This is a genomic window from Paenibacillus sp. FSL W8-0426, from assembly GCF_037969725.1.
GTDB classification, from domain to species: Bacteria; Bacillota; Bacilli; order Paenibacillales; family Paenibacillaceae; genus Paenibacillus; species Paenibacillus hubeiensis.
Map to the genome: position 1 here is coordinate 2028977 of NZ_CP150203.1, position 18490 is coordinate 2047466.

Annotated in this window: 17 protein-coding genes, 1 tRNA gene and 1 pseudogene; 14 read left to right on the top strand and 5 right to left on the bottom strand. The window is 50.2% G+C overall.

The window, feature by feature from the left end; genetic code table 11:
- Window positions 1-55 precede the first annotated feature (55 nt).
- Both MKY59_RS09330 and MKY59_RS09335 read right to left on the bottom strand, forming a co-directional pair.
- A complete protein-coding gene (locus tag MKY59_RS09330) occupies window positions 56-1195 on the bottom strand; it encodes a zinc-dependent alcohol dehydrogenase (protein ID WP_339277222.1) in 1140 nt (379 codons plus the stop codon).
- Window positions 1196-1273: 78 nt separating this feature from the next.
- Window positions 1274-2437: an oxalate decarboxylase family bicupin gene (locus MKY59_RS09335; protein WP_339277224.1), complete on the bottom strand. Its 1164-nt coding sequence runs from the start codon at window positions 2435-2437 to the stop codon at window positions 1274-1276.
- Between the two features lie 287 nt (window positions 2438-2724).
- On the opposite strand from MKY59_RS09335, the gene MKY59_RS09340 reads away from it, so the two are divergent.
- The 5 genes from MKY59_RS09340 to tet all read left to right on the top strand — a co-directional run bounded on the left by MKY59_RS09340 (window position 2725) and on the right by tet (window position 8490).
- Window positions 2725-3627 carry a LysR family transcriptional regulator gene (locus MKY59_RS09340; RefSeq protein WP_236418387.1) on the top strand — a complete coding sequence of 301 codons (903 nt, stop codon included), beginning with the start codon at window positions 2725-2727 and terminating at the stop codon, window positions 3625-3627.
- A gap of 202 nt (window positions 3628-3829) precedes the next feature.
- Window positions 3830-4489, top strand: a complete 660-nt coding sequence (locus tag MKY59_RS09345; protein WP_339277225.1) for a fused MFS/spermidine synthase — start codon at window positions 3830-3832, stop codon at window positions 4487-4489.
- Between the two features lie 146 nt (window positions 4490-4635).
- On the top strand, window positions 4636-6252 hold the full coding sequence (locus MKY59_RS09350) for a sensor domain-containing diguanylate cyclase (protein WP_339277227.1): 1617 nt from the start codon (window positions 4636-4638) through the stop codon (window positions 6250-6252).
- A gap of 241 nt (window positions 6253-6493) precedes the next feature.
- Window positions 6494-6955 (top strand): GNAT family N-acetyltransferase, encoded by a 462-nt coding sequence (locus MKY59_RS09355; protein ID WP_339277228.1) that lies wholly within the window; start codon window positions 6494-6496, stop codon window positions 6953-6955.
- Between the two features lie 158 nt (window positions 6956-7113).
- The gene (gene tet, locus MKY59_RS09360; protein ID WP_339277229.1) at window positions 7114-8490 is read left to right on the top strand and encodes a Tet(L)/Tet(K)/Tet(45) family tetracycline efflux MFS transporter; all 1377 of its coding nucleotides are present in this window, start codon (window positions 7114-7116) and stop codon (window positions 8488-8490) included.
- 34 nt (window positions 8491-8524) lie between these two features.
- Here tet and MKY59_RS09365 read toward each other — a convergent pair whose 3' ends face one another.
- Complete coding sequence (locus MKY59_RS09365; protein WP_339277231.1) at window positions 8525-9517, bottom strand: Gfo/Idh/MocA family oxidoreductase; 993 nt, start codon at window positions 9515-9517, stop codon at window positions 8525-8527.
- 227 nt (window positions 9518-9744) lie between these two features.
- Between MKY59_RS09365 and MKY59_RS09370 the strand changes: the two genes are divergently transcribed.
- Window positions 9745-9829: transfer RNA gene (locus MKY59_RS09370), tRNA-Leu, on the top strand.
- Between the two features lie 62 nt (window positions 9830-9891).
- On the opposite strand, the gene MKY59_RS09375 is transcribed toward MKY59_RS09370, so the two are convergent.
- On the bottom strand, window positions 9892-10083 hold the full coding sequence (locus MKY59_RS09375; RefSeq protein ID WP_236418351.1) for a hypothetical protein: 192 nt from the start codon (window positions 10081-10083) through the stop codon (window positions 9892-9894).
- A gap of 152 nt (window positions 10084-10235) precedes the next feature.
- On the opposite strand from MKY59_RS09375, the gene MKY59_RS09380 reads away from it, so the two are divergent.
- On the top strand, window positions 10236-11384 hold the full coding sequence (locus MKY59_RS09380; protein WP_339277234.1) for a sn-glycerol-1-phosphate dehydrogenase: 1149 nt from the start codon (window positions 10236-10238) through the stop codon (window positions 11382-11384).
- 308 nt (window positions 11385-11692) lie between these two features.
- Here MKY59_RS09380 and MKY59_RS09385 read toward each other — a convergent pair whose 3' ends face one another.
- Window positions 11693-12289 carry a helix-turn-helix transcriptional regulator gene (locus MKY59_RS09385; RefSeq protein ID WP_236418347.1) on the bottom strand — a complete coding sequence of 199 codons (597 nt, stop codon included), beginning with the start codon at window positions 12287-12289 and terminating at the stop codon, window positions 11693-11695.
- 430 nt (window positions 12290-12719) lie between these two features.
- Here MKY59_RS09385 and MKY59_RS09390 point away from each other — a divergent pair.
- The 7 genes and pseudogenes from MKY59_RS09390 to MKY59_RS09420 all read left to right on the top strand — a co-directional run.
- A pseudogene (locus MKY59_RS09390) lies at window positions 12720-13121 on the top strand (phage holin family protein); the annotation flags it as partial.
- 341 nt (window positions 13122-13462) lie between these two features.
- Window positions 13463-13750, top strand: a complete 288-nt coding sequence (locus MKY59_RS09395; RefSeq protein ID WP_236418340.1) for a Dabb family protein — start codon at window positions 13463-13465, stop codon at window positions 13748-13750.
- Between the two features lie 174 nt (window positions 13751-13924).
- Entirely contained in the window at window positions 13925-14374 is a 450-nt protein-coding gene (locus MKY59_RS09400) for a DUF86 domain-containing protein (RefSeq protein ID WP_236418330.1), read from the top strand.
- A gap of 24 nt (window positions 14375-14398) precedes the next feature.
- Window positions 14399-15337: a DUF4261 domain-containing protein gene (locus tag MKY59_RS09405; RefSeq protein WP_236418327.1), complete on the top strand. Its 939-nt coding sequence runs from the start codon at window positions 14399-14401 to the stop codon at window positions 15335-15337.
- A gap of 152 nt (window positions 15338-15489) precedes the next feature.
- Entirely contained in the window at window positions 15490-15885 is a 396-nt protein-coding gene (locus MKY59_RS09410; protein WP_339277236.1) for a YtxH domain-containing protein, read from the top strand.
- Window positions 15886-16110: 225 nt separating this feature from the next.
- Window positions 16111-16920: a glutamate racemase gene (gene racE, locus MKY59_RS09415; protein WP_290371471.1), complete on the top strand. Its 810-nt coding sequence runs from the start codon at window positions 16111-16113 to the stop codon at window positions 16918-16920.
- Between the two features lie 282 nt (window positions 16921-17202).
- On the top strand, window positions 17203-18429 hold the full coding sequence (locus tag MKY59_RS09420; RefSeq protein WP_339277238.1) for a M14 family metallopeptidase: 1227 nt from the start codon (window positions 17203-17205) through the stop codon (window positions 18427-18429).
- The last annotated feature ends 61 nt before the right edge of the window (window positions 18430-18490 follow it).

An 18490-nucleotide genomic window follows, 5' to 3' on the forward strand; every position in this document is an offset into this window, starting at 1 on the left:
CGAAGCATTACAGGCCAAGCGGATGTCCGCCCTAAAGCACGAAACGGCCGGAAGGCTACGGTTTAAGCACCACTTTGGTGCATTCGTCTTCGTGCTCGGAGAACATCCGGTAGGCTTCGCTTGCCTGATCCATCGGAACGCGGTGGGAAATGATTTCCGTCGGATCAAGCTCGCCGGCCGTAATTTTGCGGAACAATTCAGGCATGTAATGGATGACAGGAGCTTGTCCCATTCTCAAGTTGATGTTGCGTTCGAACAGGTTGCCGAGGGGGAACATGTTATACAATGAGCCGTATACGCCCGTAAGCTGCAGCGTGCCGAATTTCCGTACGGCCTTCATACCGATTTCAAGGGCGCTCAGGGTACCTCCCTGGAGCTTGAGCTTTTGCCCGATCTGTTCCAGCACCGTTTTTTTGCCATCCATGCCGACGCAATCGATGACAACGTCGGTACCCCCTTTCGTGATTTCACGAATATGTGCACCCATGTCCTCGAACTCTTCGAAGTTATAAGTCTCCACATCGTTCATGCGTTTGGCTTTATCCAATCGATAGGCAAGACGGTCGACGGCAATGACGCGCCTTGCTCCCTTCATCCAGGCAAATTTCTGCGTCATGAGGCCAACCGGCCCGCTGCCGAGAACCGTGACGGTATCCCCGGGTTTGACGTCCGCATTTTCGACGCTCCAATAAGCGGTCGGCAGCACATCCGACAGAAACAGCAGCGCTTCGTCCTCCAATTCGCATGATTCGGGAATGACGAACGGCACAAAGTTTCCGTAAGGGACTCTTAACAGCTCGGCTTGTCCGCCTGGATAATTGCCGTAACGGTCCGTAAATCCGAAATAACCCCCGGTATGGATGTCGGGATTACGGTTGGAGTTGTCGCACTGGCTCTCCATGTCGTGGCTGCAGTAGAAGCATTGACCGCATGCGATGTTGAAAGGGAGGACCACGCGGTCCCCCTTTTTCACGCGCGTAACGTCAGGGCCTACTTCTTCGACGATGCCCATCGGTTCGTGTCCGATGACATAATCCTTCTGTGCAGGCAATGCACCCAGATAAATATGAAGATCGGAGCCGCAAATGGCCGTGGACGTAATCCGGACGATGATATCGTCCTTTTTTTCAATGGTCGGGTCCTGGACTTGCTTGACTTGCACGTCTTTGATGCCTTGAAACGTAACAGCTTTCACGATGCAGCCTCCTTTGTGTTCGGATTCTTTCTTTGTTTACCCAAAAAGATGCTGGCCGATCGACGACATTGCGGATGTTCAAACCACCGGCCATTTGATTTTGCGCAGCGAATGAAGCAGCTCGGGTGAAGCATTGAGGTTGCTTTGCACCAGTTGAGTCGGAGTCAACGCCATCCATTGATTCAGCGAAATATCCTCGAAACGGTCACTGCGGAAAATTTCCAGAAACCACAACGTATCATCTCCGGTATTCTCAATGTAATGCCCCATGGCCACGGGAACGTATCCGACATCTCCGGCCCGGTAATCAAACGTGCGGGCCGTTCCATTGCCGCCGAATACCGTCATTCTGCCTTGCCCCGTCAAATAGTATTGCCACTCATCCGCATTGGGATGCCAGTGCATCTCGCGCATGGCTCCAGGCTTAATCTCGACCAAGGCCGCAGCAACCGTCGTCGAGATGGGGAAATTGCGCGAATCCACGATTCTTACGCTTCCTCCCGGCGTAACGAGCGGCTCCTGCGCCAACAGCCGATGGGTGAATGTCAGCGGAACCGTCCCGTATGGCGACTGGACTGCCTGGCTTTCGATCGAACCCGGTACTTGGTCTGGATAGATATATACCTGGTCTTTCGGAAGGTGGGCAAAGGCATTCTCCGACACTCCGAAATTGCGGGACAATACTTCAGGCGGAGTGTGCGCGAACCAGTCGGAGATGGATAACGTATTCAGGTCCGAGAACGTCCCGTCGTCAAACACCAGCAAAAATTCGCAGCCTTCTCCGAGGCCTTGTATGGAATGGGGAAGCCCTTTGGGGAAAAACCAAAGATCGCCGGGGCCTACATCCGCAATAAAGTTGCGACCGTCCTGATCGACAGAAGTGATCCTGGCGGTTCCCCAAATCATGTATGCCCATTCCGACTGCTGATGCCAGTGGAGCTCGCGCACGCCTCCGGGAATGAGGCTCATGTTCACGCCGGCCAGCGTGGTAGCTACGGGAAGATCCCGCACGGTAATCTCGCGCGACCAGCCGCCTTGATTAAGCTGCATATGGGTGTTCGAGAAAGACATCTTCAGATTGGGCAACAGGCCGGAGTCGGTCGCCGGCGGCACGAGCATGTTCGGATTTTGCCGGTCGAGCATCACGTTGCGCGGTCCAAGGTCTGGTCCGCCAGCCCCGTCCTTACGGATCGGCTGAGGCACGTTCACGTTTTTGAGACGGGTATGATCCGAATTGGTCATTGTTTCTTGTCCTCCTTGCAGGGTTAGTGATTATTTTGGATACGCCTAATTCTCGTTATTTACACCTATGATGGGGGGCCTGCTCAATATGTGGGACAATGACCGGATAAAACATTCTGGCGACGCTTTTTGGGAGAACGTGCCGTGACCCACCGCCCTTGGGTTTGTAAGTTTCGGGTTCTTTCTTTGATGGCGGGTTAAGGCTATTATGATAAAGAGGGATGTGGACGGTTTTTTTGCCTGAGATGTCCCTGAGAACTGGGATACGTTTGAAGGGAGAATCAGGAATGACGCTGCAGCAATTAAAATATGCGATCGAAGTGGCAACGCGCGGCTCGATGAACGAAGCGGCCAAGCGGCTGTTTATTTCGCAGCCCAGTTTGTCGAACGCGATTCGGGAATTGGAGCAGGAGCTCCGTATTACTATTTTTGAACGAACCAACAAGGGGATTACATTGTCCAAGGAAGGCGTCGAATTTCTTAGTTATGCCCGTCAGGTCGTCGAGCAGGCCGAACTGTTGGAGAATCGTTATCTGAATGCCAAGCCGTCTCCGCAGCATTTTTCCGTATCCACGCAGCACTATGCGTTCGCGGTCAATGCTTTCGTGAATTTGGTCCGGCAATACGGGCATGAGGAGTATGAGCTTGCCTTGCGCGAAACGAAAACGTACGAGATCATTCAGGACGTGCGCAGCATGCGCAGCGAGATCGGGATTTTGTACCTGAACGAGTTCAATGCCAAAGTCATCAACAAGCTGCTCAAAGACGCCGGGTTGGAGTTCAACAGCCTGTTTACGGCGAAACCGCATATATTTATCAGCATTCACAATCCGCTTGCCAAGCAAGCTTCCGTAACGATTGAGCAGCTTCGGGATTACCCGTACCTGTCTTTTGACCAGGGGGAGTACAATTCGTTTCATTTTTCCGAAGAAATATTAAGCACGCTCTCTCATCCCAAAAGCATTCAGGTCAATGATCGGGCAACGTTGTTCAATCTGCTCATCGGGCTGAACGGGTATACGATCTCTACGGGCGTGTTAAGTTCTGATTTGAACGGCAACGAGATTATTCCGGTTCCGCTGGAGTGCGAGGAGTCGATCAATGTAGGCTGGATTCGCCATAAAAGCGCCTCCTTGTCCATTCTGGGCGAGGCATACGTCCATGCGCTGCATGAAGCGATCGGCTCCTGATTCGTTCCCGGTTGGAACGGTTTTTGTCATTTTGATGGAGCGGAGCATCCAGTGACTGTTATAATAGAAGTAACGTACTTATATTTAGCGGAATGAGGGAACGTCACACGTGCGAGTGTTATATCGGAATCGGAGCGAACAACATGACTTGGTGGTATACGATATCAAGAAACTTTACGGGGAGAAGGGGCAATTTCGGGTTTTGGAATTTTCAGGCGAGGCCGTTCAAGGAGCGATGGATCTGGAGCAGCCTGCCCGAATGGTGCTGGAGTACCCGCGAGCGATGGTTCATTTAATGGAACGGAACAATCCGGAATTCGAGACGGCGTTTATTATAGGGCATGGCATCGGCACATTGTCTGCCTATTTGGCAAACCGGCGGCTCAAGGTGGCTGAACTGGATGCCGAAGTGGTTGAAATCAGCAGGACGTTTTTTGGTTACGAGGCGAATGATGTCATTGTGGGCGATGGACGGGAACTGCTGGAACAGGAACCTTCGGGGATGTACGACGTAATCGTCGTTGATGCGTTTACGGCAGCAGGTACGCCTGCACAGTTCATGTCCAGCTCTTTTTTTCGTTTGGTGAAGGACAGATTGCGACCGAATGGCCTGTTATTGATGAACGTTTTTGGACGATCGGGCAATGACAGGCAAGTGAATGCCATCTGTGCTACGCTTTCGGAACATTTTGAACGCACACGCCTGTTTGCTTTGCCGACGGAATCCGGCGATGAGATCCAGAATCGCATTCTGGCCGGAAGCGACTCCGCAATTCATTATCAGGCGCGGCAAATGGCCGGGTTCGTGGAGCAGCAGCCTGGTGAAGGGCATGTCATTCAAAATGAAAATCATTGGCTGTAAAACCTCCTATTGGATTTGGAATGGCCCGGCGGCAATGCCGGACATCATGGATGATAAATGTTTGCGAAATAGACATACCTTCTTAACAACTTTCGTGTAAAATATTACGATATGCCTTTCATGAAATTTCGGGGGAACGAACAATCATGATTTCACAGAATGCAGCATCCAGATTTCGGGGGAAGATCAGGAGGTTCAAAAAGATAAGTCTCACCGCATTGCTCGGTGGGCTCGTTACCATTTCGGTTCTGATGACGTTAACCATTATGTTTATATCGTCGTACACTTCCCAGAAACAATCTTTGATCAACACAACGTTATCCTTGAATTATTCGAATGCCGTGCAGATGAGCAATACATTGGATGCGCTATTCAAATCCATGCAGAACAATCTGGCCCATGATGCCAGGTATTTCGCCGATCTCGACTATTCCGATTCGCGAAAGCTGAATTCCGCATTGGACCTGATCAAGAACAGCAGCAATTACTTCAACTCGATGACATTGGTGGATTCGGACGGGCTTGTCCTTAGCATATCGCCGTATTCGGCCGATTCGGTTGGTTACCATGTTTCGTCAGAGGCTGCAAAGACAGCGCTCCGATTACAGGAACCGTACATATCTGAAGCGTACAAGACGCCCCGGAAGAAACGCAGAATCGTATTTGTCAGCGAACCCGTCTTTGACGCGCATGGCAAATTCAAAGGAATGATCGGGGGCAACATCTATTTGCAGGATCAGAATATTCTGAATCTGTTGTTCGGAAGCCAGATGAAAACAAGTCAAGGATCTCATTTTTTCATCGTGGACTCGAAAGGCACGCTCATTTATCATCCCGACACAGCGAGAATCGGGGAGAACATTAGCCGCAATACGGTCGTTTCCAAGCTGCTGAACAACGAGAAGGGCAAGGCACAATACAGAAATCTGGCTGGCGTCGATTCTCTCGCAGGTTACTATAAGGTGCCCACAACGGATTGGGGAGTGGTCGTGGTATCTCCGACCCAGACCGTATATGACCAGTTGAATCATCAAATCGGGCTGCTTATCCTGTACACTTCCGTTCCTTTTTTGCTGCTGACCCTGATCGTCATTCGTGTTGCGAGACAACTCGCTCGTCCATTCGTATCGCTGACCGATCTGGTGCAGCAGGTGGATCAAGGGAGAGTGGACTTGCCGATCATGAAGCCGCATTGGAACCGGGAAGCGGACTTGCTGAATCGTACAGTGCTGTCGGCATTGGCCAATTTCCGCAAGCAAAGGGAGCAGCTCACTTATGATGCAAGAACGGATGTTTTGACCGGAATGACCAACCGCAGAACGTTTGAAGAGGTCATCCAGAATTGGTTGGACGAAGGCATCCGCTTTTCAATCGTGGTGCTCGATATCGACCGTTTCAAATCCATTAACGACACGTATGGGCACCATGCAGGTGACGAAGTATTGAAGCATATCGCCAACCTGATCCGGTTATCGGTGCGCCCGGAGGATGTGAGTTCGCGATTCGGGGGCGAGGAATTCGTGGTATTGCTTCGTGATGCAGATACCAAAGAGGCCTATCAGATTGCGGAGAACATTCGCGTTTCGGTTGCAGGCAGCGTTATGCCCGTGGATCGGCAAGTGACGATTTCGGCAGGCATCGCCGAGCATCCCCTCCATTCTTCGTCCGCGAGCGAGCTGTTTCATCTCGCGGATACGGCCTTGTACAGGGCAAAGGAAGAGGGACGCAACCGTACCGTAACGATAAAGGCTTTGCGAAAATAGCGAAAAAAAAGAAGCTGATCCCGGACGAACGGGGTCGGCTTCTTTCTGTGAAGATCGGCCTGCACGTCCTGCTGTTTGCTCTGAACCTCGTTGGTGACTAGGCGTTGTTGATGAGTTAGACCTTGGATGAAAAGAGTTTTATAATAGATTGAATGAAGGAAAACGATGGATCAAGTCTGCAAGAGCTATTACATAAGGTATCTTAACGGACGATTATGCAAGCGGATAAGGGGGGATTAGCGTGGTATGGGTTGACAAACTATTGCCGTTTACGGAACACAATCTGCCGATGCTGGAGGATTGGTTTAAAGATGCAGAGGTTCAGCAGCGATTGGAGGGAATGCTTCCGTTAGGTGAATGGTACGAGCATGTGGAACGGCATCCCGGTTATCACGTGCGGATCGCGTATGCGGAGAGAGAAGTCGTGGGCATAATTATGCTCGAGCAGGATGAGCAAAATACGGGCAGCATTGCCGTCATAGTCAAACCATCCGTCAGGAACCAGGGATATGGCAGGGCAATGCTTGAAAAAGCAATGCAGCTCCCCGAGCTCAGGACGATTCATAAGTGGTATGCGGGGATCGAAGCTGACAACGTCGCTTGTTTGAAATGTTTTCAGTCTGCCGGTTTTGTATTGGAAAACGAAGCTCCCGATGAAGACGGGTACTACTCTTTATGGTATTGCTCCGATATTCAAGCATAGAGCGACAATGAAGAGCAGCAACTAAAAATGATAAATATAATTAATTTTATGTGGAGGGATTACTTATGAAGTGCAATAAATATAACAGGGTACAAACCGAAGAGGGGAGCGTATCACTGACCCTATAAACTACGCTGCCTCATGTTTGGAGGTAGAATGTGAATACATCTCATTCACAATCAACTTTGCGACACAACCCCATTTTAATTTGGCTTTGTGTGCTTTCTTTTTTTAGCGTATTAAATGAAATGGTTCTGAACGTCTCATTACCTGATATCGCCAATGATTTGAATAAACTTCCAGCGAGCACAAACTGGGTGAATACAGCTTTTATGTTGTCCTTTTCGGTTGGAACAGCGGTATATGGAAAGTTATCGGACCAACTGGGCATCAAAAAACTGCTCTTGTTTGGGATTATCGTCAATTGCTTCGGATCGGTAATCGGTTTTGTTGGTCACTCGTTCTTTCCCATCCTTATTCTTTCACGGTTTATTCAAGGGACGGGTGCAGCCGCATTTCCTGCACTCGTGATGGTTGTAGTTGCGCGCTATATCCCGAAAGAAAACAGGGGTAAAGCATTTGGTCTTATCGGATCCATAATCGCCATGGGGGAAGGGGTTGGACCGGCCATTGGTGGAATGATTGCCCATTACATCCATTGGTCATACTTGCTGCTTATCCCAACGATGACGATAATCACTGTGCCGTTTCTTGCAAAACTGTTGAAAAAGGATGAAGGAACAAAAGCTTATTTTGATAAAACGGGTATTATATTGATGTCACTAGGCATTGTATTTTTTATGCTGTTTACAACGTCATTTACAATTTCTTTTCTTGTCATCAGCATTCTCTCTTTTCTGATATTTGTAAAACATATTAAGAAAGCTGAAAACCCTTTTGTCGATCCTGCACTGGGTAAAAATATTCCATTTATGATTGGAGTCCTTTGTGGCGGGCTAATCTTCGGTACGGTAGCAGGTTTTGTCTCCATGGTCCCTTATATGATGAAAGATGTTCACCAGTTAAGTACTGCGGCTATCGGAAGCGGGATTATTTTTCCCGGAACGATGAGTGTCATCCTCTTCGGTTACATTGGAGGATTGCTTGTTGATCGGAAAGGTCCTTTGGTTGTATTGACCATCGGAGTTGCCTTACTTTCCATCGGTTTTTTGATCGCTGCCTTATTTGCAGAAGCAGCACCATGGGTTATGACCATGGTATTGGTTTTGGTTTTTGGTGGGCTTTCATTTACTAAAACCGTTGTTTCTACAATAGTGTCAAGCAGTTTAAAACAAAATGATGCTGGTGCCGGAATGAGTTTGCTCAATTTTACTAGCTTCTTATCAGAGGGAACAGGTATTGCGATCGTTGGCGGATTATTATCCGTACGTTTACTAGATCGAAGGCTGCTGCCTACAATAACTGAACCGCCTGCGTATTTGTATAGTAATATGCTCCTGCTTTTTCTGGGAATCATGATCATTAGCTGGTTGGTTACCTTAAGAATCTATAAGCGAACTCAGAGAAATATATAATAAAGGCCAATTCGGTCCACCGCTACAGCCAAACCTACAGAATCGATGTCAATATGCGGTCGCATAACGCCATCGTGCCAATGTTGTCTTTCCCGCTGCTAAGAGGGGTTGCTCCGGTACGGCAGCATGCCATGAAATGGGCCATTTCGCCCACGAATCCCCGCAAATAAAGGTCGCGGTATGCACCGGACATGGGCGAGGCTGAAGGAGTGAAGACAGTATCCTGCTCTTCAAGGGATTTCCATGGGATATTCGATGAAGTGCGGGAGGAGTGCACGGTCAGGGTGTTGATCTCATCCGCAGAAGCAAACCCGTTATCAAAGGTGACCAGCAGGCTTTCGCTTTCGCGGGACCATGCACTCATGCCGGTAAAATAAATGCTGCCTGCTACACCGCTGTCGAACGCGATGGAAATGCTCTGGTTGATTTGACGTCCCGTTGTGGCCCGGGTTCCCGTTACCTCTACCGCTTCGCCGAAGAGGAAACGCATCAGATCGACCATGTGAATGGCGGCCAGTTTAATGAACTGTTCTTCATCTTCGCAAAACGGCGTGGAATCCACGGCGAAGCGCATTTGAAACGAACGGGCTTGTCCCAATTCGCGACGGTCGATCAACTCCTTTAATTTCATGTAAACGGGAGCATATCGTTTCATGAAACCAACCATGAGCACAACGCCGGCATCCTCGGCCAAGCGGGATAATTCCTCCGCTTCGGCGGCATTCCATCCCAGCGGTTTATCTACGTATACATGTTTGCCCGCACGAATGCAGTCGCGAACGAGAGCCGTCTGGTCATGCGGCTGTGCAACGACAACGACGCCATCGCAGTTTTCGTTGCGCAGCATTTTGAGCGCGTTGTCATACGCTTGGCCTTCGCTGCCGAATCGAAGCAACGCGGCCCGTGAACGTTCGATGCTGCGGGTGGATATGGCCTGAATCTTGGCTCCTGCTTCTACGGCAGCGGGCAGGATGTTGGTGGTGGCATGGAATCCTGCTCCGATAAAACAAAGTTTGGTCTGAGGCAACGCCAATCTCTCCTTGAAAATTTGATTTGTACATGATTTGGCTAATCTTGATGACATCATGTTTTAAGATAGCGGGTTCGCATTCGATTAAAAAGGACATATGTCCTTTTTTTTGATACAAAAATATATTGCAATCGTGTAGAATAACCTGTATACTCTTAATTACGGTGAAACAAGCAATGGTTTGACCGGAGCATTTTCACATCAATGAAAAAGCTGCATATTATGCGGTCGTGGCGGAATTGGCAGACGCGCACGGTTCAGGTCCGTGTGGGCTAACCCCCCGTGGAGGTTCGAGTCCTCTCGACCGCATCTCAGAAAAAGAATGGAAGAGTTGCACACGCAATTCTTCCATTCTTTTTTGTTTGTTCAACTCAACTTCGTTTTGTCTGCTGCTGTAAGTAATCTGCTGCCCAGAGGCCGGCAATCACGCCGGCCAGACCGCAAATCGCGACCGTGCCCATAAGGTGGTTTGGCTGGAAACGGAACAGGAACGAGATGCCGCTGCCCAGCGTCGTGCCGGCAAGAAAGCCGAGGGCGATGCCGATGTCCTTCGTGAATTTCATAGATTCACCTGCTTCTGTTGTGGTAAGTGGTTGCAAAGTAGCAGAACTAGCGGTAAAGTGTGATCAGGAAAAATATAACATCGTTTTCCTTGTTTTCATTGTGCGCTTTAACCGAAGAAATATGCATGAACCCAGGACAGGAGGATGGAAGAATGAATATGAACGAACGAATTGCGGACTGGAACAGGCGAGCCCAGGAATGCGATTGCGGACATGAGCATCGTGCGGTGGATATCCAGGTGGTCATGGAGCATGGTGCGATTCGCAAGGTGCCTGACTATTTGAGCCGGAAGTCATATCATCATGTGACGGTCGTTTATGATGCGAATACGGGGCCCATTGCCGCTTTTGGCGTGGTGCGGAGCCTTCGAGCAGCGGGAAACCGGGTGGATGAGATCTGTTTGAGACCTGCGGCTGCCGGAGATGTCATTGCCGACGAGGCGGCCATCGTACAGCTGCTTTTGGGCGTGCAGCAGGGAAGTCAAGCGATCATTGCGATCGGTTCCGGGACGATTCACGATGTCGTTCGTATCGTGTGCGCCAAAATGAACAAATCGTTTCTGTCGATTCCAACGGCAGCATCGGTGGATGGTTTTACGTCTGCGGGAGCGCCGCTCATCGTAAACGGGGTAAAGCAAACGTTTCAAGCGGTTCCGCCGGAAATCATTTTTGCCGACATCGACGTGTTTGCATCGGCACCCCAAGAGATGACGGCAGCAGGTTTCGGAGACATGCTCGGCAAATTTACGTCCCTTGCCGATTGGGAAGTATCCCGCGATCTTGGAGGAGAGCCATTCTGCCCTGTTGCATACCGGATGACCAAAGAGGCATTGGACGCGTGCATCGATCAGGTGGATGCGATTGCGGAGGGAAGTCAGGAAGGCGTGACTGCGCTGATGGATGCATTGATCATGTCAGGCATATCGATGCTGATCATCGATCACTCTCGCCCGGCCTCCGGAGGGGAGCATCATGTATCCCATCGCTGGGAGATGGAGCTGATGGAGCTGGGTCGCAAACCGATTTTGCATGGGGCCAAAGTGGGTGTGGCTTGTGCGTTGTTGACGGGGAAATACAAGGAGCTTGTACGTACAACGAACGAGCGAGCCTTTCAGGTATACCACTCATTGCCCGAACAGGAGCAATTGTCTGCATGGTTGGGACAAGTTGGCGGGCCGACCACAACGGAAGAACTGGGCATTTCTCCGGAGATGGTGGAACGCGCTTTTGCGACCGCGCATACGCTTCGTGATCGCTATACGGGGCTCAAATATATGAACGAAGTCCTTTGTTCCAAATAACGGGTGCGAGATACATTTGTTTCGCGATGGCGGGGTTATTTGTCTTTTTGTTAGTTGTTAGTTGTACGTACAATTGTCTATATTTTTAATTTATGGTCGAACAAATTTTTTGGATTGTGTGTAATCAGACTTTTGTATGTATTATTCACAACAGGCTTCAGGTTATTGAAGTTGAATTGCTCGACAAAACAAAATCGACAAAACAAAAAACACGGGATTTGGCCATTTCAGCCATATACCCGTGTTTTCTGTATTTAAGGTGACATTGGTTGTCGCAGGGTGCACTGCACCCGGACAGTCTGCTCCATTTAGTTGCTGCGGCGATCTTTCAAGATGACATCTGCAAACAATATCGTTTTTGGAATGCGGAAAAATTGTTCCGCCTGTTCCTGAAACGCAGCGGAAGGCAGCGTTCCCTGATGCAGCCATTTGCGAAAAGTGCCGGGGTGAACCCCGATCCAGTGGCTGACATCTGTCACCGACAAATCATGGACCATGCATAAGCCTGTCAGAATACGGTTGCTAACCGGAGAACGGGTCACCGTACGCTTCATGAAACGGGAAGGCTCAGGCTGGCAAATTACCGGGCTTTTGCGAACGACTTCTTCATTGAAAAGAATGTGGCGCGGGTAGCCGAGCAATTGGCAGGCCTTGTCCAGATTGGTACTGCCGGGTATCCGCCCTTCGTATACCCAGGCGCTTACGCTCCGGGACGAAATGGACAGGTCTTCGGCCAGCTGGGACAACTTGATGTCATTGGCCATCAGCACGGCAAGAAGAACGCGATTACGGATTTGACAGCGTGTCGGTTTGCGGAATCGTTTCACACGGACGCCTTTACCCAAGTATTTACGGTTGATCAGAGACCACGCCTGGATGGAATGTTGTTCTGGTTGATTAGGCATATTTCCTCCGATTTTTTTAAACAAATACTACAATAAGAACAGGGGTACTTTCAAGTGCCAGGTGCACCGTTTTGCAAACGCGAACCGCGATGGCGCATGGCCGGGGGGGAGTTATGGACTAGAAGTTTGTCCGTGGACTTCCTAGTATATTCCTAGATTACAATGATTCACTAAATTTTCAGAGTTAAAAGAAGCTGTAGAAACATCAAAATGATTCTATAAGACTATTCTTAGGACTATTTTACTTTTTCCGAATTTTTGTTGATATGATGCGGTTTGTTTACCTCTATTAGCCAATGTTTTCCGGATTCACCTTTCACTTTTTAATGTGATTATGCGCAAATCGGCAATCGCATTTCCACGGTTTGCACCAGGCAACTGGTTGGTCAAAATCTCTTAACCGTGCATATCTTGTACAGAGGATCAAGAGATGGGGGGGAGCATTGTGCAACCAGCCGTGAATACCTTTGCAGCCATTTCAGGAGCTATTGTTACGTTTGCTTTTGGTGGATGGGATCAGCTGCTCAGTCTGTTGGCCGTTGCCATGGCCATAGATTACATTACGGGTATTGCTGCAGCTGTAAGGTCGGGTACCGGTTTGAACAGTAATGTCGGTTTCTGGGGGCTTGCCCGCAAGGGGCTTATGCTCACGGTCATCCTTCTCGCTCACCGGATCGATCTGTTAATGGGAATGGATATCATCAAGGGCGGGGCGATTTATTTCTATTTGGTCAACGAGCTGATTTCGATTACGGAAAATTATGCCAAAATCGGTCTTCCGCTGCCCGAGAAACTTCGTCAGGCCATTACGGTACTGAAAAAGAAAGAAGGCATCTCGGATCAGGAATGGTCACGGTCTGGCGCCAAGTCTGAGTCGGAGAGCGAAGCCAAACCGCCGGTTTCTGACCAGAAGCAGCCCGAATCCCGGTTGCCCGAGTCGGAACGAGCGAAGAACGTGAAGGACTCGGACGAGTCCAACTAAATCCCTGCCTGAAATGCTTCTCGTATTCTCTGGGAGAACGTTTCCAGTATCCTTTTACAATAGCAAACGTTATGGTATATTTTGAATACAGCAACGTTGCTCCGATCTTCCGCTTAAGAAGGAAGCACCCGTGGATCAACGATGGATTTACGCAAGGATATGGATTATACGCAGAAGAGGAGCCGTCTACGATGATTAAGCATATTGTTCTTTTTAAAATGAAGGAGCGTTCTCCGGAGAATATTGAAGCCGCTGCGCAAGTCCTTCGAAACCTGGAAGGCAAAATCGACGTCCTGATTTCCCTGGAGGTTGGCGTGGATGTTTTGCGGTCGGACAGGTCTTTTGACATTTCGCTTACAGCGGAATTCGCTTCTTTGGAAGACTTGCAGGCGTATCAGGTCCACCCATTACATCAGGAAGTCATCAAATACATGAACGAAGTAAGAGAACAATCGATTGCGGTGGATTACGAAATCTGATCTTTTTCATTCCATTTACAGAAGTAAAGGGGACTGGATATGAGCGATTTGAGAGACGTTATGGAATTTTTGTACATTTTTATCGTGTTTCTGATCGCTTGTCCAGTCATGCTATTCTGGCTGAAGCGCAGAGGCAAGCGGAACCGATAATCTAGGGAACAGAAGGTGAACGTGTTGTATTACGTAAACAGAGAGCAGATTGCCCATAGGTTGGCTGCAGTGCCGGAAATCGCCGAGGGGCTTCGTCATGCGGTACATTCGTGGGATGGCGGGCTTGTGCTCGGCTTGGTTCAGGAACGATGCCTGCATCTGGCCATCGAAATCGTGACCGATGTAGGAAGTTACCTTATAGACGGGTTTATTATGCGGGATGCAAGCAGTTATGACGACATCATCACGATCAATCACGAGGAAAAGGTGTTCGATACGGCGACATATGAGGTGTTAAGCCGTCTTGTTGCTCTACGAAAGCCGTTAGTACAAGAATACTTCAGCTGGAATCGGTCCGAGCTGCATCCGTTAAGCCGGGAGCTGCCGGACGTTCTCGAACGTTTTGCAGAACACGTCTCCGATTACGTGGACCGGGAACTCGGTCCATTTCAAAACGTGCAGGCAAAGGGTTAGCAGCACAAGGAAGAGGGAAGCAGCATGATGCATGAAAGCAACGAACATTTGCAAGAAAAAGAAAGCGCAAAAACGCCTTCGGGATTTCATCCCGTATATATGGTGGAGCTGCTGTTCAAAACCCCGCCGCATGTCGATCGCCGCCGACTGCATGATGCGATAAGCCGGTATACCGGTCAAGTTCGGTTAGCCGTGAAGCAGCGCCATGATCAGGGTGAAACCGCGGGGGATCAGGAACTCCCCGGAGAGAAAAATGCTGTGCAGCCGGATCCGGAGTACAAGGAAGAGTTGTTGGTCTTCTATCACTTGGACCATCTGGTTTCTTTTGAGGAAGGGGCCGTTCCTTCGCAAACCTGTGTTCTCGCCGTGCAGAAAATCGAGGATCGTTCCCGTTTTAAAGGGGCGATTCAGCAGGCTTGGCATTGGTCCGAAGCAGAGCGGGCTGTGTCGTCTGCCGAATATTCCATGCGGCTGCATGACATGTTTGCGGCGGCGATGCCGCGGAAACAGCGGCTGGAATTGTTTCAAAAAACGCTCCAGGCGATCCTTGAGGTCCTGCCGTGCGAGGCGATCTATTGGTACGGCAGCGACAAAGTGGTTGAACCAGCGGCTTATCGCCAGTCGCAGGAGAGGGAAGAGCATCTGTACGGCGCCATGAACGTGCGGATGTATCAGGCCGGCGGGGATGAGGAACAACGTGAACTTGTGATGGACACGGTGGGACTTTCCGCACTCGGCATACCCGATGTCCAATGTCATTTCACGGGAATTGATCCGGATACGGTTGCCCAAACGCTTCTCGGGGCAGCTTATTACATATTCGATCAAGGCGATGTGCTTCAAAATGGACAGCTGCTCGGCTCCTCCGGCGGCAGGCGTTGGCGGTGCGAGCGCCAGGCGGCATTGATTGCGCCCGGGCGCTATGTCATTGATCTTCAGCCTGGAGAGAAGGCCGAGGCATAGTTGCTTGTACTCCAACTTTTTTTTGTTCAGGGAGTGTCAGGACAAACCGGTGCTGCTTATAATGCATCAACGGAATAGGCATTCGCCCGGTTTAGCGAAACGAAAATGTTGGGTTAAATCGGTAACGACAATTCGAAAGGGAGAGATGCAACGTGAAGGATTCCAACAAAAGCCTGTTATGGGGAGCGTTAATTGGTTCGGTGGTTGGTTCGGTGACAGCTTTGCTGCTTGCTCCGAAATCCGGGCGCGAGCTTCGTCAGGACATTTCGGAAGGTGCGCGCCAAGTCACGGAGAAAGGCCAGGAATTGGTCAGCAAAGTGGGCGAACAGGGCACGAATCTCGTGTCCAAAGTCAAAGAAGCGGCTGATGTCGTGATCCATGATATCCAATCATGGCGGAGCGGCAGCAGCTCCAAGGAATTGCTGGTTTCGGCGATCCCTGCTAATCCAGCCTCAGAAGATCATCTGTCGACTAGAAAAGAGGTTGATGAGATTGGCAAGGATGCGGCCCTCCAGCTTCCCGAAGACGAGTCGAAAAACCAGAATTAAGCAAAAAGGCTTGGGTTTAAGCAGGCTTTCCCTCAGAGGAGAGCCTGCTTTGCTGTGCGGAAGGGAATAAACCCCAGTCGGGGGTTGTATCCGGAATTTGAAGCCGACGATGAAATCGGGTAAGATGTAGGTACCTTTTTGCCCGAAAACTCATAAAGTAGGATGAAAGCTCAGGCAAACATGCATTTCAGAACAATTTTAATCGAAGAAGGAAGCGGTGTGTTCGTGCAACAAGCTATCGCTATATTAGATTCCGGTGTCGGAGGTTTGACGGTCGCAAAGGAAGTGATGCGTCAGCTTCCCAGGGAAAAGATCATTTATTTTGGAGATACTGCCCGGACACCGTACGGACCCCGTTCGTCCGAACAAGTGAAACAATTTACAGAACAAATTGTAGATTTTTTGATCCAATTCGATCCAAAGGTGATCGTTATTGCCTGCAATACGGCTACGGCGGCAGCTCTGGATTATATCCGGGCCAAGGTCCCGATTCCGGTCATCGGCGTCATTCATCCCGGAGCGCGGGCGGCCATTACGGCAACGCGCACAGGTAAGATTGGAGTCATTGGAACGATCGGCACGATCAGCAGCGGTGCGTATACGGCGGCCCTTAAAGAGCTTTCCCCTTATATCGAAGTGGTAAGCCAGGCCTGCCCGGATCTTGTGCCGCTGGTGGAGAAGGGGGAATTCCGCTCCGTCAAGACGACCGGCGTCGTGAAGCGGTCCATCGATCCGCTCAGGCATGAGCCTCTCGATTGTCTCATTCTCGGCTGCACCCACTACCCGTTTCTGATGGATACCATTCAGGAAGTCATCGGTCAGGACGTGAAGCTGATCAGTTCAGCGGATGAGACCGCAAGGGAAATAAGCACGATTTTGTACGATAAACGAAAACTGGCAAGCGGAGACGAGATTCCGGTACACCAATTTTTCTGCACGGGAGACCCGGGCATGTTTCAGAATATTGCCCGTCAATGGCTGGGAGAGCAGATCTCCAAAACGCCAGTAGTATGGCAGGTCACGCAATTATCATAACCATTTTGACGTTCTCGATCATTGCGACAAGGGGTGCGATTGATCCCGGGGCCATGAGGCTCCGGGATCTTTGTCGTGCGTTCATGCCGACCCGTCGATGACTGCATGGCGACCACATGTCGGACGACTTCATGCGCATATACATTATCAATGCTATGCAATAGCATGATGAACCATGCTGCATGCGATTCGTGATGTTTTGAGAGCCTGCAGCTAATCAGGAGAAGACGGGCAGGGGCGACGGTCAGACTTCAAGGGTTTCCTGCCGGGAAAGGGGAGCGCATGGAATCGAAATGGATCATCGTACAGCCGGGAGACACGATTTCCCGCATCGCTGCCGTACATCGCATGACCAGGGAACACCTCGCAGCACTTAATCCGGAGGCCGCGGCCCAGCCCTACTTGTTGGCAGGACAGATGCTGCGGATCATTCCGGGCACGGGGCGTCGCTATGCGGTTCAGCCTGGAGAAACCGCAAGCGGAATCGCGAAGCGCTTCGGGATGACGGAGGCTGAATTGCGAAACGCAAATACCAATATTGCAGAAATGGACGATTGGCACGGACACTGCATTCATATTCCGGATGTAATGGGCCAAACTATAATCAGAATCCAGGGTGAATATGGGTACCGTGACATGAACCGTGACATTCGGGAGCTTGAGAAACGTTATCCATTTATCCATACGGGCACGATCGGTACGAGTGTGATGGGCAAACCGCTGCATTATGTGCGGATCGGTGAAGGAGCCCGGCATTTTCATGTTAATGCCTCCATTCATGCAAACGAGTGGCTGACGACTCCGGTTTTGCTGCGGTTTATTGAGCAGTATGCGGCTGTCGTCGGCACGGGTTCTTCCTGGTATGGTTTCTACCCGAATCAATGGTTTAAGGAAACGACGCTTTGGATCGTGCCGATGGTGAATCCGGATGGGGTGGAGCTCGTTCAGGAAGGTGTTGTGAATGGACACCCTTATGCCGATGAACTGCTTGCATGGAATGCGGGCCGTGCCGATTTCAGGCATTGGAAAGCAAACATTAGAGGCGTGGATCTGAATGACCAGTTTCCGGCTTACTGGGAAGAAGAGGTGGCCAGGAGAGGGGTGGCTTCGCCTGGGCCGCGCGATTATGCGGGGAGAACGCCGTTGTCCGAACCGGAGGCTCTGGCCCTGGCGCAATGGACGGACCAGCATGATTTTTCGGCGGTTGTAGCCCTCCATAGTCAAGGCAAGGAGATTTACTGGAATTATCGCGATCTGGAGCCTGTAGAAAGTGTTTGGTTATCCCGCAGGTTGGCCAAAGCATCCGGATACAAAGCCGTGAGGCTTAGCGGAAGCGATGCAGGATACAAGGATTGGTTCATTCAAAAGTTCGGCAGGCCGGGTTTTACGGTTGAAATGGGATTAGGCGTGAACCCTCTCCCGGTGGAGCAGTTTGATGATCTTTGCATGGAGATCGGCATGCTGCTCGGAGAATTGCTTTCCGGCGAAGGGAAAAAGGGGACGCCGTAAAACGGGTGAAACCTTCAGGTTTCATTTCCGTAACGAAAAAAACGGATGCCGCACACCGCGA